We start from the raw sequence: 15060 nt of genomic DNA on the forward strand, positions 1-15060 counted from the left end.
TTCTTACAATTGTTCATACAAAAGTATGCCTGAAAGTGTTCGGAAAACCGCGATATATTATCACTTTATAGTCAAATTATATCATGATATACTATCTTTGCTTCTCAACAAAGATAAATTATGAAGAAAGGCCACGTGATTCCCAAAGCTCTTATTCCTGAAAACCGTTCCTTTGTTATACGCAAACAGGTCGAGCCCTACTTTGACCCCACGTTTCATTTGCATCCCGAATTTCAGATATCTTATGTCATGGAAGGCGAAGGGAATCGGTTTGTGGGTGACAGCATAAAGCCCTTCAAGGCAAACGATCTGGTCTTGATCGGCCCGAATCTTCCCCACGTATGGCGTAGTCACAATGCTTATTTTGAAAAAGACAGCCAGCTAAGTACGACCGTAGTCGTCATTTATTTCCATGACTATTTTCTGGGTGAAACCATACACGAGCGGGAGGAACTGGAAAGCATCCGGCACCTCTTTCAACGTTCGCAATGCGGTATCGAGATTACCGGCGACACCCAGAAAAAAGTCGGTCAACTCATGCTGGAGTTACTGGAAATGACGGGAACCGACAGCATCATCCAGCTACTGAAAATCCTGAATACCATCGCCCTTTCAGACGGATGCCACCTGATTACGGATACGCATTCCAAATCCTACAACACCGAAGCCGAAACCGACCGGATGAACAAGGTCTACGAGTTTATCATGAAAAACTTCCACCGTAAAATTCACCTCGAAGAGGTGGCCTCGATTGCCAGCATGACCTGTACGTCTTTCAGCAGGTACTTCAAATCCCGTGTCAACCAGTCGTTTTCGGATTTTTTGAAGGAGATACGCATTGAATATGCCTGTAAACTGCTGAAAGAAGATAAAATGAATATCAACCGCATTGGGTACGAGTGCGGCTTTCAATCACTGACCAATTTCAACAAACAATTCAAGATGGTCACCGGCAAGCAGCCACACCAGTACCGGCATGAATACCAGAAAATGGCCGTGGAATCTTATCACCACTATTATTAAGATAACCGTTAACGAAATATCGGCGCTTGCTGCGATGTGGTACTGGGTGCATCCCCCGCGACCTCCGGCCAGCCGTCACGCCAAATGACCTTATCGAGCATCAAGGTCCGCCGACTGGCTCCGCTGGCCACCTTTCCCTTGGAACGATCGATCCCGTGATAGATAAACCAGTCGGTACCTTCGTCATCGGCAATCAACCGTGCATTATGTCCCGGCCCTACGAATTTTTCATTGCCTTTGATGAACAGCGTTCCGTTTCCTCGATCCGTAATGACATTTCCGTCTTTATCCAAATAGGGCCCCATTAATTGCTTTGATCGTGCCAGCAACACGTGGTATTGACTGTTCGCTCCCTCACAGCAACTGCCCTTAGAACCGAAAAAATAATAATATTCGCCACGCTTATGAATCATTACGGCCTCGTAATCCCCGGCTGCGATCTTGACTTTTTGCGAGAGGTTGGGAACGGAAAGTCCATCATCAGCTAGCTCCACCACATAGGTACCCTGGGTAGGTGCGTTGCTGAAGCTTCCCCAAAACAGGTATTTGGCACCGTTCTCTTCGAAATAAAATGCATCTATTGAATTGGGTACCCCTACCTCTTCGCTGGTAAACAGTTTGCCGTGGTCCAGAAAAGGCCCGGTAGGTTTTTCCGCTGTCGCTACCCCGATACCCGGATTGGGATCTCCCCAGGTAGAGTAGGCATAGTACAGGTAATATTTGCCATTCACGTAATTCACATCAGGCGCCCAAAGCCCGCCATTTGTTTTCCATTGGGGTTTGCTGGAAAACGCTTGGCCTACGACCTCCCAATCCACCAGATTGGCTGAACGCAAAATCGGAATTAACCGGCTCCCCTGCCCATCGCCCCAGTCGTCCTGCGTCCCATACGCGTAAAAGTAATTCGATTGCGGATCGCGGACGACCGTCGGGTCGGCGAGGATCGGCTCGAAAACCGGGTTAACATATGTACCTTCCTCGCGGGCGGCGGGTGGCTGCACAACCGGATCCGGGCCAACGGGCGATTGCCCGCAACCCATCAACGTCAGCAAAAACGCAAAAATTGGGTAATTAACTACATAAAGTGCCATGGTCATGATTTATTAACTATTCAACATTAGCGGGTAAAAGCTACCAGACTCGGTGAGCGCGGAGTTAATCACGCTTAATACGTCCGAGAATCATCCACGCCCCTATGGGTCCACCGTCGAAATTCGTCGCGGACGTCGCCACCACCGTGTCATCGTCCCACACACTGATCGCGTTCCATTTGGCTTCCTTATCCAAAGGCACGGGAAAGGGTTGTGTGAGTTTTTGGAAATGGCGACCGTATTTGTCGCCAATGGCCACCTCCATCGTTGATTTTTCCCAATCGGTACCGCGGCCTTTCGTGGTTTGGTAGGATAGCAGGATTTCGCCAGAAGGCGACCTGGTGAGGTATGGCGCTCCGGCATAAACGTGCTCCGGAAGCGAATCCTGCAACGCATATTCCCTGAACCGGGAATGAGCAGTAACCGGTTCGTTCCAGTTGTCGGCAATAGAAGTACGCACAATGTAGGGTTTAAACTGTCCAACTTTATTGTCCTCAATCGCTACCAGAATTTCATCATCCACCACCACCGGTACCGGCATTCCATCGCGGCGCCCCGCCCGGAAACTGACGGTGCGGGGTTCGGCATCCCAGGTGTACCCATTGTCGCTAGAGGCCAGCAGCGATATCTCCTGCTCGTCCGTCGCCGTGTAGGGTGCCTCGTTAGCAAAGTACACCTGCAACGTACCGTCGGGTAATTGCAGGAAAGCCGGTTCCCAGCACCCGTCTGTGAATCGGGGTCCCCCTTCAAAGATCACCTGGGGCTGGCTCCAAGACTTTCCACGGTCACCGCTCCGCGAGATGGCGATGGCGAAGGGAACGACCTCAGGTTGCGTAGGCCGATAATTACAAGCCATCAACCAGTCGCCATTGTACAGTTCGATAAATTCCGGATTGGCAATATTCACCTTTACCTGATTGCCGAGGGAGTCCTTCCCGGCGTGTCCATGGAACGTGATCACCGGACTGCTCCATGTTTTCCCTGCATCCGTGCTCCAGATCAATTCCGCATTGCCCTGTGCTTCATAAACGGCAACGGCGGTACCATCACGCAGTCGCTTTACCCGCGGGTATCCCGCGTACCGCAGCTGGCGGCCATCCCTCGGCGCCAAGCGTTGCAAGGTGCTCTGGTCCCATTCAATGCGGATGCCGCGACGTTCGGAACGCCCATCGACTTGCTTTGTAGGCTGCGCAACAACCAGTTGAAGCGCAGCCATACAAATTAAAACCAACAACTGACCCTTTTTATCCATGCCTCAAAAATAAGCCTACCATCCGGGATTCTGAATGATCGTCGGCGTCTTGTTAATTTCCGATTGCGGTATCGGCCACAAGTAGTGCTTTTTCTCGAACACCCGGCGCTTCAAATGCGAGCGTTGATAGAATTCATCATCCTGCAAGTGGGTACCCTTGTCCACGGTCATCCGGTAGAAATCTTTGTTGTCCGTCTGCTCGGCAATGAGCCATCTCCTTGTATCAAAATAGCGATGGGTTTCAAACGCTAATTCAATCCGCCTTTCATGCCGGATCCGCTCCCGCATCTCCTCTTGACTGAGTCCCTCCGGCAGATTGGGCAGACCTGCCCGGTTACGGATTGCATTGACATAAACATATACATCTCCCACCGGCCCCTGCGCTTCGTTCAATGCTTCAGCATAATTCAGATATTGTTCGCCAAGGCGAAAATAGATCCAAGTCTTTTGCGTAAAGATATTTTGCGGGATACGCACAGATTCCTCCGAGAATTTTTTCATTAGGTATCCGGTAACGGAATGATCCACCGCACTCCGCGCACGACCATCTGCGCCACTATTCCAGAATTCGATCCGGCGACCTCGCCAGTTTGCTCCACTGTAATTAATTGCCGCGTAGAAGCGCGGTTCACGACCTACGTACATGTTTCTAATCTGATCGGGGTGATAGCCATTCGGATGTGCAGCCTCCGCATATCCGGTTTCTTGATATCCCGATTCTGGGTTTATGAGGGGTTGACCATTGGCACCATATCCGGTTATGGGTGTACTGCCGTCTGCCATCTCATAGGCATCAACAAGTTCCTGCGTAGGGCAGTAACCACTCCATCCGCCCATCCCATTGGGGCTCGTACAACGTTCCTGATGATCCCAAGGTCCCATGTTCCTTGCAAAAAGCACCTCTTTGTTATTACGTATATAGAACAATTCCTGGTAATTTTTCATCGGATCATTGTTCGATGATGTATACAAACCATATCCTGCACCCTCGGCTTCCTGAATCGTTGCTTTCGCGGCATCAGCGGCGATCTGCCATTTTTGCGAATTCGCTTCTGCAAACAGACGGACGCCATCCTGGTCGGTAAAGCCTGTTAAGTCGGGATTTCCATTCCACAGCGGGCTGGCCGCATACAAAAGCATGCGCGATTTCAGGGCCAATGCCGATGATTTCGTCGGTTTACCCAATTGCGTACGATCTTCCGTGGGCCCGCTGATATAAGAAGGCGGCAGCAATGAAGCGGCCCTATCACAGTCAGCAACGATGAAATTCACTACTTCCTCGTAAGGTTTGCGTTTAATTTGGGTAAAATCATCATTTAAGGTACTCGCTCGATCCATGATCGGAATAGGGCCATGCAATCGAACTTGGTAGAAATGGAAGAATGCCCGCAAAAAATGGGCTTCGCCTTTCCATCGGTTCTTTTCCGCATCACTCATGGGCGTCTTGTCAATGTTTTCAAGGAAAATATTGACCTTTCGCATGCCTTCCCAATCGAATCGCCAGATATTTTCTTCAATATTCTGCGGGCTCCACGCCCCGGAGGTCATCACATGGGCAAACGGGTAAGTCCATGTGATTTCCATTTCGTCAGACGCTCCCACAAATGGATTACGACCCCACCAGTCGTTGAAACTGATTTCTTCGTGTAAGGTGAAATAAGCCGATGTAAGGAACCGCTCTGCGTATTGGCGCTGAGCAAACACCTCATCCAGCGTCATATCTTCGTCGGGCGTCTTATCCAAAAAATCTTTGGTACATCCTGAAAGTACAACAAAGAATGTAATTATCCCTATATTTTTAATAATCTGCTTCATGGTATCGTTATTTAAAGTTGACTTGGAAACCGAAATTCAATGTACGCTGCAAAGGATAAAAATTTGTTCCGTCATTGGATTCGGGATCCATGATTTTCACATTATCCCACGTGTGGAGGTTTACACCATTGACGAACAATCGAATATTATTCATACCCCATCTCGCTAAGCTTTTTTGTGAAAATGTATAGGCAACCTCTGCGTTTTTCAACCGCAGGAAAGAACCATCCACCTGCCAAAGTGTGGAGGATCGGTTATTATTCGGGTTGGCCACGGTAATTGCACCGGGATATTTACCTTCCGGGTTTTCGGGTGTCCAACGGTTATCGTAATATTGACGTTGCACGTTGAAGGTACCCACACCATCCTGGAACGGATACATGGTCGATCCATTTAGAAATATACTAGTCCGACCCGCCCCTGTTAAAAACAAGCTTACATCGAATCCTTTATAGGCTACCGTGCCACCAAAACCATAGACGATCTGCGGAGTACGCGGATAGCCAATGGCCATCCGATCGTTGTCGTCAATAATATTGTCCCCATTCAAATCCCGATATCGGATATCGCCTGGTTGAGTAGCCCTTCCCAACCGCTGCTCTGGGCTGTTTGCGATTTCCTCGTCGTTCTGGAAAATCCCTTCAGCTATCCAGCCAAACGGCTGATCAATAGGCGATCCCTTGCCGGATAGCCATGGAAATCGTTGCGTGGCTTCGTCATTTTCTACGATTTCATTCTTGGCAAAGGTAAAATTACCGCGGAACGAATAATACCAGCCGGAAGGCGTGGAATTTTTTAACTCCAACATGCCATCAATGCCCCGATTTCTGGCTTTGCCCAGATTTGCCCACGGAATGACCCAGGGGTAAAAGCCAGTCACAAATGGAATCTGCTGACGTCGGATGAGGATTCCTTCCCGATCTTCCCAAAAGGCATCCACTTGTAAAACGATCTTACTCCGGAGCAGCTCTAAATCCAAGCCTAGATTAGCTTTGCTGGCCACTTCCCAGGTGACATTCTGATTTCCCGTTGTCGCTTCGTCAATACCCGGCATGACACGCATATCTTCCCCGAAACGATACGATTGCGCAGTCCGTGTATTCATAGACGTGAGGAACAGAAAACGGACGTCTCGGCCAAGATCGTCATTTCCGACTTTTCCCAATGATCCGCGAACCTTCAAGTGGTTTATCGGATTCGTTTCGCCCCAGAAGGATTCATTCGACACGATCCATCCTGCAGACGCGGAGGGAAAGAATCCGAATCGATTACCTTTGGGAAATTGCTCTGAACCGTTGTATCCGGCATTCACTTCAAACAAGTACCGATTATCATATGCGTAGGTGAATCGGGCTGCCGTACCTAATCGTCGGTAAGGTAGATTCAGCATCGAGTTTCCTACTGTTAAGCGAACGAGATCGCGCTGGTTATACATCATCATACCAGTTACTTCGTGGCGTCCAAATGCTCGATTGTAATTGGCTACCAGCTCGGTATAATAGATCCGTTCGGCCTCGTTAAGTGTGGAATATCCCAATGGCGTCGCCTCACGAAGAATTTCGCTATAGCGATCCTCGCCCGTCTCGGGATCTTTACCTAAATATTGCTTAACCTCGAAATTTTTTTCCCGATCTACATCGGATTGATAATAGTGGTCATAAGCAAACCGGCCATTGAGCGAAAGTCCTTGCGTAAGGAATTCAGACAAATCCCATTTCGCGCCGAAGGTACCCTGCACGGTATTTCGGGCCTGTACCAAGTATCCCGATTGCGTAACCATCCCCCACGGGTTTGACCCCAAAAATTGCGTAATGCCGGCCGGTGTTCCATCGGGGTTTTGCTTCGGGAACACAATGGGCGGCGTTTTCCGGAGCGCATCAAAAATCTCGGGTGCCGTACGTGCAGGATAATTTCCTTGCTGAATGATTCCGCCAAGGCCAAACTCAAACAGCAAATTCTTGGTCACGTTCACGTCGATATTAGAACGAAGATTGTACCGCCGCATGTTGATATTCGTTTCATATAAATTGGCCCCGTCCGATTTCCATAGGCCGCTCTGCTCGGTGAGCCCCACATTACCATAATACCGGATAACTTCCGTACCTCCATTGATACTCAGGTTATTGATGGTCTGGTAGGTATTTTTCTTCATGATCTCGTTCGTCCAATCTACATTGGGATACAAGTAAGGGTCTTCGCCACTCCGGTATTTTTCGATCTCTTCTTCGCTGAAAAAGTTCTCTTGTCCCATATTCCGGTAGGCTTCGTTCCACAATTCGGCGTACTCTACACCATCAATGTATCGAGGCATCCGCTGCGCTGTCAATAGCCCGGTTTCAGAACGCAAGGTGACTTTCGGCCGGCCCTGCACCCCTCTTTTTGTGGTGATCAGAATAACGCCATTCGCCCCTCGGACACCATAGACCGCAGTAGCCGAAGCATCTTTCAACACAGAGAAGCTTTCGATTTCTTGCGCATTGATGCTATTTAGTGCAGCCATGCCACGTTCTACGCCATCCACCAGCACCAATGGCGAACGACTGGCCCCCCATGTACCCATCCCTCGAATATATACCTGTGCTTGGTCGTAACCGGGTTCACCGCTGGTCTGCCTCGTAATGATCCCGGGCATGCGACCAGCCAGCGCGTTCGACAACGAAGGAGCAGTTGATTGTTCCAAGTCTTTTACCGATACGGATGTCATCGACCCTGTAACGGTTATCTTCTTCTGGGTGCCAAACCCCACAACCACGACCTCGTCCAGCCGGCTCTGTTCTTCATCCAACTGTAAGGTAAACGTCTGCTCGCGAGCGCTTCCCACCACAACCTCCAATGGAAAATATCCCTGATAGGTAATCTGAATCATCGTTTCGGGTGAAGGCACTTCCAGCAAAAATTTACCGTCAACATCCGAAACCGTTCCGCGGTCCGAATCCTTAATTTTTACCGAAGCGCCCGGCAGGGGTAACCCAGCTGCATCCAACACCGTGCCGTTAAGCACCTGTTGCGCATACGCATTAGTCTGCACGAATAAAAAGGTAAGCACCATACCCAGTACGAAGAATACCTGGTTACAGGGCATGGTCTGGCGCAGCGACAGCCCACGCCGGCGGCCATCATGACAGCCTTTGTGTGTCAATGGTTTAATCATAATTTTAGCTTTGTAATGGTTAATTAAGTAATGTTTGACTACATAGACATTCGTTAAGTGTTATAAAAGAACGTGATTTTTATCATTCTTCCCCTTGTACAGGTTCAATGATTTCGTTGCTATTTACGCTGAATTTGTAAAGGCCTGCCTTGGCATCCCACTGCTTGGTTATGGGAACAATCCGTGTCCTTCTCGGCGTTACCTGTTGTCCGTCAAAGTGAACGTGATACACGTAATACAATTGACCGTCCAGCCCTGTAAACAAATCGCCGTGGCCAGAGCCGTTTTCACCAACAATGGAACGATGAAGGATCGGGCTGTCTTTCTGTTTGACCCATGGACCATACGGAGAATCGGCAACGGCATAACCAACCGCATAGTCAATGTTCATGAAGTGGTTAGCCGAATAGAACAGGTAATACTTGCCTTTTAATTTGATGACGGTCGGCCCTTCCATGATGGGTGCCGATTCGTAAGCGGGTGTGGCCTCCCACGCCTCTGTTTGGTTAAAGCACTTCTTTAACGTCTCCGGCTTGATCTTCCCTTTTTCCAAGTCAAACTCCGCCACCCAGAGGTAGTTGCCTCCACCAAATCGAACATGGTAGAAATAATGGGTACCATCATCGTCTTTAAAAATATAAGAATCGATATTCTTCTCTGAGCCGTCGATGGGTGCAACTTCCGCTTGCGTATAGGGTCCCAGTAGCGATCCCGATTGCGTTAATACGGTTTGTTCGTTTGCGGTGTAAGTCAGGTAATAGGTATTGCCTTCCCGGAACAGTTGCGGCGCCCAGAAGCCTTCGGTACCAAAGGCCTGTCGCCCCTTGGTTAAGATCATATGCGGTGAGTCGCTTGCACCGACGGGGTTGGTCCAGGTTTTCAGGTCCGTGGATTCTAAAACAGCAAACCCTGATGCCGCCCTTTTTCCGCTTCCACCGGTTCCGGTCAGGTAGTATTTGCCGTTTTCGACGTAGATCGTCGGGTCTGCAAAAAACAACTCCTGCTTTTCCTGAGCCGCCAGCCGCATTTCAGGGATTGACAATAGGGTAGTTAAAACGATGGAATAGGAAATAATGGTTTTCATCTTTTCGTTAGTTTAATAGGCTCCAGTCTTTCACAGGTTACTTCAGGAGTGTTGGCGTCATGTATTCCTTATCAATCTGCATGATGGTCTCACCGTCTTTTTCCACAAAGTCTACCGTACTGATGTTCATGTACCGCGGATGAATGGATGTGGCGCTCCGGTGCGAATGAAAAACAATCCGCAATTGTCCCGCTTTATCGGTAAACATTGCACTGTGCCCCACTCCCACCAGTTCTCCGGGTTTTTGGAGAATGGGATTCCCTTCATATTTCGTCCACGGGCCCGTAACGTGGTCAGCCGTAGCGTACCCGATTCCATAAAATGGACTTTCGTAGCTGTTTGCCGAGTAAGTCATGTAGTATTTGCCCCCGTGTTTCATGACAAAAGGCCCTTCATTAACCCGTGGCCACACCTCCTCCCACGGCTGGGAAACGTTGATGCATTTCTTCATGGTTTCGGGCCGGAGGGTCATAAGGTCGTCTTCCAGTTCGGCCACCCAGATGTTCAGGCCATCGTTGAAGCGATCGAAAAACAGGTACGGCTTTCCATCGTCATCGATGAACAGCGAGTTGTCGATGCACTTCTCTCCCGGGATCATCGGCTTTTTTTCGGCCTGTTTAAAGGGCCCCAACGGACTATCGGCGACAGCCACGCAAATATGCTCGCTTGCCGTATAGTACATGTAGAATTTGCCGTTTGCCGGGTAGACTTCCGGTGCCCAGAACCAACGGTCGCCCCAGGAATCCTGCTTGCTTAAGGCCAGCCGATTGCCCTCGACCGACTCCCACGTCAACAAATCTTGCGATACCAGCACGGCAATCCCGTCCTCCTCTGCAGTACCGTAAGCATAATAAGTGCCTTCATACAGCATAATGAACGGATCTCCGAAGAACACCTGCGATTCTGCTTTCTTCGCTGGCTCTTCCGGTTCACCTACCGAGGCGTCCGACGAACAGTTTACCGTCATTAATAAAACGAACGCTGCCAAGGGCAACCAATACTTCTTGCTTTTAAACAATTTCATCAGTAATTCGGATTTTGCGTAAATTGCCCACCGCTATTATCCACTTCGATTTGTGGAATAGGCAAACGCCTATGTTTACCGATGATGAAGTTATTGAAGTCGGCATCTCTCGATTTCAACTCGTCGATTCCTTCCTGTGAGTCGAGCAGTCCCCAGCGTTTCAGGTCTGCCCACCGCCAACCTTCAAAACAAAGTTCAAGCGTGCGCTCCATCTGCAAATGTTTAAGAAAACGTTCACTTGACGTCAGCGCATCGGCATATATGCTATTTTCCAACGCTGGTAAATTCGTAGAAGCCCGTTGGCGCACCTTATTAACATATTGAGCCGCTTGAGCTGGTGTTCCCCCGGTTTCCACCAGACATTCCGCATACATCAGCAAGATGTCGGCATAACGGATCAGACGGTAATTGTTGGGGGCGAAATAGTCTTCAAAGTTCCGGTAATACCCCGTGGAATATTTCCGGATATACAGGTGATCCCCCCAATCCGCATCGTTCCATGGCCTTCCGTAAATCAACGCATTTTCATCCGGAAAGTCTGTGGCGCTCGCCTTGTAATACAGATTATGGTAAAGCCGGATATCGTTGGTGCCCTCCAGGTTTTTCTCCTTTTTATATTCTCCAACCAACCATGAACGTGCCTTTCCGTCCTGCCAGCCAATTCCCCCGGGTGCATAAAACTGGGTGCGCTGAAATCCCGTTGCCATGGAAATGTCGTCGCCTGTCCCGCCTTTGTTTTCGTCATCAAATTGGATTTCGAATACACTTTCGATATTATTTTCGCGCAGGTGCGTAAAATTATCCAGGTAATTATCAACCAACCCGTATAGACTTCCTTCCCGATCGATCAGCCATTTTAGTTCATCCCGAGCTTCCGCATATTTGTGTTGCTGCATATACGCTTTTGCCAGCAAGGCTTTGGCAGCCCCTATGGTAGCACGACCCACATTGTTGCCGTCCCAGCTTTCTGGTAATTTAGCGATGGCATCCGTAAGATCGGCTTCTACCTGTGCCCAGATAGCTTCCTCAGAAGCTTCCTCCGGTACGTAGCTGGGATCCTTGGGCTCCAATACCAGCGCACCCTTTTCCCAAAGCGTAGCAATCTGGAAATACCATAACGCCCGCAGGAACGACGCCTGCCCCAACACCTGGTCCTTCACCTGTTGATCGGCGAATTCAATAGCGGGAACTTTGGTGAGCACCTGATTGGCACGGAATATCCCGGCATAGAAATTGGCCCAATGCACATTGTTACCTTCAAAAAAGTTATAATTCACATAATTAAACCGGGTCCAATCTCCCAATTCGTTCCACGGACTACTGCTCCAGCCTTCGTCGGAGGACAGGTCGTAGCGAAACGACAGCCACCGCATCCAGGTGCCTTCCTTATATAAACTGCTGTATGCCGCGTTGATGCCCATCTGTGCATCGGATTCGGTTTGCCAGAACGTATGGACGGGCGCCTCATTGGGATTATCGATATCCAATAAGTTTTTGTTGCAACCTCCCGCCAATAGGCTGAGCCCCACACCCAGCATGATCAATTGATATGTCTTCATCTTCGTCTGCATTTTAAAGATCCCTCTCTTAAAAATTAACCTGCAATCCCAACATGATGGTACGCGCATTCGGGAACGCCATATTGTCCGTTCCGCGGTCCCACACGCTCGTGTTGATGAAATCGGGGTCAAGCCCGGTATATTTCGTCAGCGTAATCAGATTGTTGCCGCTCACGTAAGCCCGCAGCGTATTCATTCCCGCCTTGGCTAGCCAGCGCTGTGGGAAGGTATAGCCGATCTGGACATTCCGCATGCGGAAGAACGAGCCACTCTCCAGCCACAGGTCGGTATCTCCGCGTGTGTTCCGCATATCCCCATAAATAATGCGGGGGAAATTGCTGTTGGGATTCTCCTGATAGGGCTCATTACCCGGCTCAAACCGGATGTAGTTGGAGTTGTCCGAAAAAAATCTACCCTGACGCAGTGCACCATTGATGATTTCATTGCCAAACTGCCCATACCACTGCATGGAGAAATCGAGATTTTTCCAGGATAAATTAGCAGTCAGACCCAGTTGGAGGTCTGCCCACGGATCGCCGACAATCTGCCGGTCGTTGGTCGTAATCACGCCATTATCATCCGTATCTATGTACCGTAGGTCGCCGAGCTTTGGCCTTTTCCCTTCGATCGTAATCGGCACGCCCTGCGAATTCACATAATTATCGATGTCGTCCTGCGTACGGAATAATCCATCGGTTTTCAGCAGGTAAAACTCGCCGAGTGACCTGCCGATCTCGCTCCGGGTCTGCCCGGTATAGAACACCTGTGTTCCATAACCGAGCTTGAGAATCTTATTATTCAGGGTCGTCACGTTGGCTCCCACCGAATAATTGAAATCTCCCACCTGATCACGCCACGTTGTCGACAGTTCAAAGCCACTGTTCTGTATACTTGCGGCATTTGCCAATGGGTTGGGCCCTGTATGCCCGGTCGTCATCGAGATCTGCATGGCAGTCAGCACATCCGAAGTAGTCGACCGGTAGTATTCAGCCGTTGCGCTTAACCGATTGGACAGAAACGCGGCATCCAATCCGATATTGACCTGCTCGGTCCGTTCCCACCGCAGGTCTTCATTCTGAATCCGTACTTGGGTGGCGCCGTTGATCAGTGATTGGTCAATGCCGAATACCGTTACGATATTCGAGTTCACCGTATTCATGTAATCCCAATGCCCAGAATTTCCCGAACCGAACGCTGCATTGCCAAGCTGGCCGTAATTGGCCCGCAATTTCAAGTCGTTGATCCAGGACGACTGGAAAAAGGGTTCGCTGCTGATGCGCCAGGCACCGGAAACTGAATAATAATCTTCCCACCGGTACTGCTTAGCCAATTTGGAAGAACCGTCACGGCGATAGGTCAGCGTCAGGAAATACCGATCGTCGTAGATGTAATTGGCCCGTCCGAGGTACGAAATTAGGGCGTTTTCGCCAATGGTGTTCCAGTTGGTCTGGTTGGCCTGCCCAGCACTCAATACCGTTAGATAATCGCCTCCCAACAAGGGAAAACGAAGCCGCTGTGCACCGACGTCTTCCCAATAAAAGTGCTGATACGTCAGACCGGCTACGGCATCAATGTGATGTTTACCAAAGTCCTTGTTAAGATTCAGTGTATTCTCAATGAGCTCATTGGTTTCCTTGATCCGGTTCTTCTGTCCCGTAGGATCCCTGAACTCCTGATTCATGCTCCAGTTGCCCATGCCCCGGAAATAGCGGTAGTCGTCGAAAATATAATCAATACCACCGTTTATCTTATACGTCAAAAAATCGGTAATCCTCGCTTCCGCCCAAAGCGTGCCCCGCAACCGGTAAATCTTGGTATTGGTCGCTTCTAAGTCCTCACGCGCGATGGGATTGGTACCGAATGTACGGGCATTGGCTTCGTTGCCATAGCCGTACCCACCCGGGTTGTTTGGATCACGGACAGGGATGGTGGGCAGCATGCGGACGACGTCGACATAGGGTGAGGTCTGCAAGGGATCGCGGTCCGTCTGAGCAAAATTGAACGTTTCACCAAACGAAAAAATACCGCGCTTGCCGCTGGTATTGACCCGAAACGTGTACCGATCGAACGAGTTGCCGTACATCATCCCCTCGTTGTTGTAATACCCTCCGGAAATGAAATAGTTGCCCGATTCTCCACCGCCCGACAGGGAGATGTTATAATCCTGAACCAGCGCGGTTTTCATGGTCTCCTCCTGCCAATCCGTATCGAAGTTGGCATGATTTTGTAGTCCGCGGTTCCAAACGCCATCGTTAATCCCTTCCTGATAGGCCATGTCGTTATATTTCTTATACTCCTCGGCCCCCATCAGGTCGTATTTCGGCGACCAATCAAACGACTCCCTGACCGAGACGTCAACTTTCATCGGCCCCTTTCCGCCCGACTTGGTCGTAACGATAATAACCCCATTGGCGGCCCGGGAACCGTAAATGGCTGCGGCTGAAGCATCCTTCAGAATCTGAATGGATTCCACGTCGTTGGGATTGAAATCGGCACCGCCGGTGGTGATCATCCCATCTATCACCCAAAGCGGGGCATTGTTGGTGAGGTTACCCACACCGCGGATTTCGATATTGGCATCCGCCCCGGCATTTCCGGTATTTCGTACGCTTACCCCCGTAGCCAGTCCCTGCATGGCCAACCCGATGGTACTTGCCCCGGTCTTGGTCAATTCCCTCGGGTTTATGACCGACACGGCACCTGTTAAATCCTTTTTCCGGGTCGTTCCGTAACCGATCACCACCACCTCTTCCAGGGTTGCTTGCGCTTCATCCACCTGAAGTGTGAATATACGGTCGCGTTGCGTACCAACCGGCTCCTCCAAGGGTAAATAACCCTGGTGGGTAATGACAATGACGGCGTTTCCATCGGCAACCTCCAGTTTGAACCGTCCCTCCTCATCGGCGACGGTACCCTGGGAGGTTCCTTTGACTGCGATGGTCGCATTGGGCAAGGGTTGCCCGTCTCCGTCCACTACCTGTCCGTTCAATACCTGCTGCGCGAATGCGGACGAGCAGATACCGGCAAGGAGTAAGAAATAAATGAAAATGCGCTGTATCAT

General features: G+C 49.9%; 9 protein-coding genes. 1 reads left to right on the forward strand and 8 read right to left on the reverse strand.

Annotated features, from left to right (window positions below):
• The first annotated feature begins 120 nt into the window (after positions 1-120).
• On the forward strand, positions 121-1023 hold the full coding sequence (locus ACFQRK_RS17375; RefSeq protein ID WP_379008967.1) for an AraC family transcriptional regulator: 903 nt from the start codon (positions 121-123) through the stop codon (positions 1021-1023).
• An 8-nt stretch (positions 1024-1031) separates the two neighbouring features.
• Here the strand turns inward: ACFQRK_RS17375 and ACFQRK_RS17380 are convergent, their stop codons facing one another.
• The 8 genes from ACFQRK_RS17380 to ACFQRK_RS17415 all read right to left on the reverse strand — a co-directional run bounded on the left by ACFQRK_RS17380 (position 1032) and on the right by ACFQRK_RS17415 (position 15060).
• Complete coding sequence (locus tag ACFQRK_RS17380) at positions 1032-2114, reverse strand: family 43 glycosylhydrolase (protein ID WP_379008968.1); 1083 nt, start codon at positions 2112-2114, stop codon at positions 1032-1034.
• Between the two features lie 64 nt (positions 2115-2178).
• Positions 2179-3330, reverse strand: coding sequence for a sialidase family protein (locus tag ACFQRK_RS17385; protein ID WP_379008970.1), 1152 nt, complete (start codon positions 3328-3330; stop codon positions 2179-2181).
• Positions 3331-3381: 51 nt separating this feature from the next.
• Positions 3382-5181, reverse strand: coding sequence for a RagB/SusD family nutrient uptake outer membrane protein (locus ACFQRK_RS17390; protein ID WP_379008972.1), 1800 nt, complete (start codon positions 5179-5181; stop codon positions 3382-3384).
• A 7-nt stretch (positions 5182-5188) separates the two neighbouring features.
• Positions 5189-8332 (reverse strand): SusC/RagA family TonB-linked outer membrane protein, encoded by a 3144-nt coding sequence (locus ACFQRK_RS17395; RefSeq protein ID WP_379008973.1) that lies wholly within the window; start codon positions 8330-8332, stop codon positions 5189-5191.
• 82 nt (positions 8333-8414) lie between these two features.
• Positions 8415-9416 (reverse strand): glycoside hydrolase family 43 protein, encoded by a 1002-nt coding sequence (locus tag ACFQRK_RS17400; RefSeq protein WP_379008976.1) that lies wholly within the window; start codon positions 9414-9416, stop codon positions 8415-8417.
• Between the two features lie 37 nt (positions 9417-9453).
• Complete coding sequence (locus tag ACFQRK_RS17405) at positions 9454-10440, reverse strand: glycoside hydrolase family 43 protein (protein ID WP_379008978.1); 987 nt, start codon at positions 10438-10440, stop codon at positions 9454-9456.
• Positions 10440-11999, reverse strand: coding sequence for a RagB/SusD family nutrient uptake outer membrane protein (locus ACFQRK_RS17410; RefSeq protein ID WP_379008980.1), 1560 nt, complete (start codon positions 11997-11999; stop codon positions 10440-10442). Before ACFQRK_RS17410 ends, ACFQRK_RS17405 begins: the two co-directional genes overlap by 1 nt.
• A gap of 28 nt (positions 12000-12027) precedes the next feature.
• Complete coding sequence (locus tag ACFQRK_RS17415; RefSeq protein WP_379008982.1) at positions 12028-15060, reverse strand: SusC/RagA family TonB-linked outer membrane protein; 3033 nt, start codon at positions 15058-15060, stop codon at positions 12028-12030.

The organism is Parapedobacter sp. GCM10030251 (genome assembly GCF_042666505.1).
In the GTDB taxonomy this organism is placed as follows: Bacteria; Bacteroidota; Bacteroidia; order Sphingobacteriales; family Sphingobacteriaceae; genus Parapedobacter.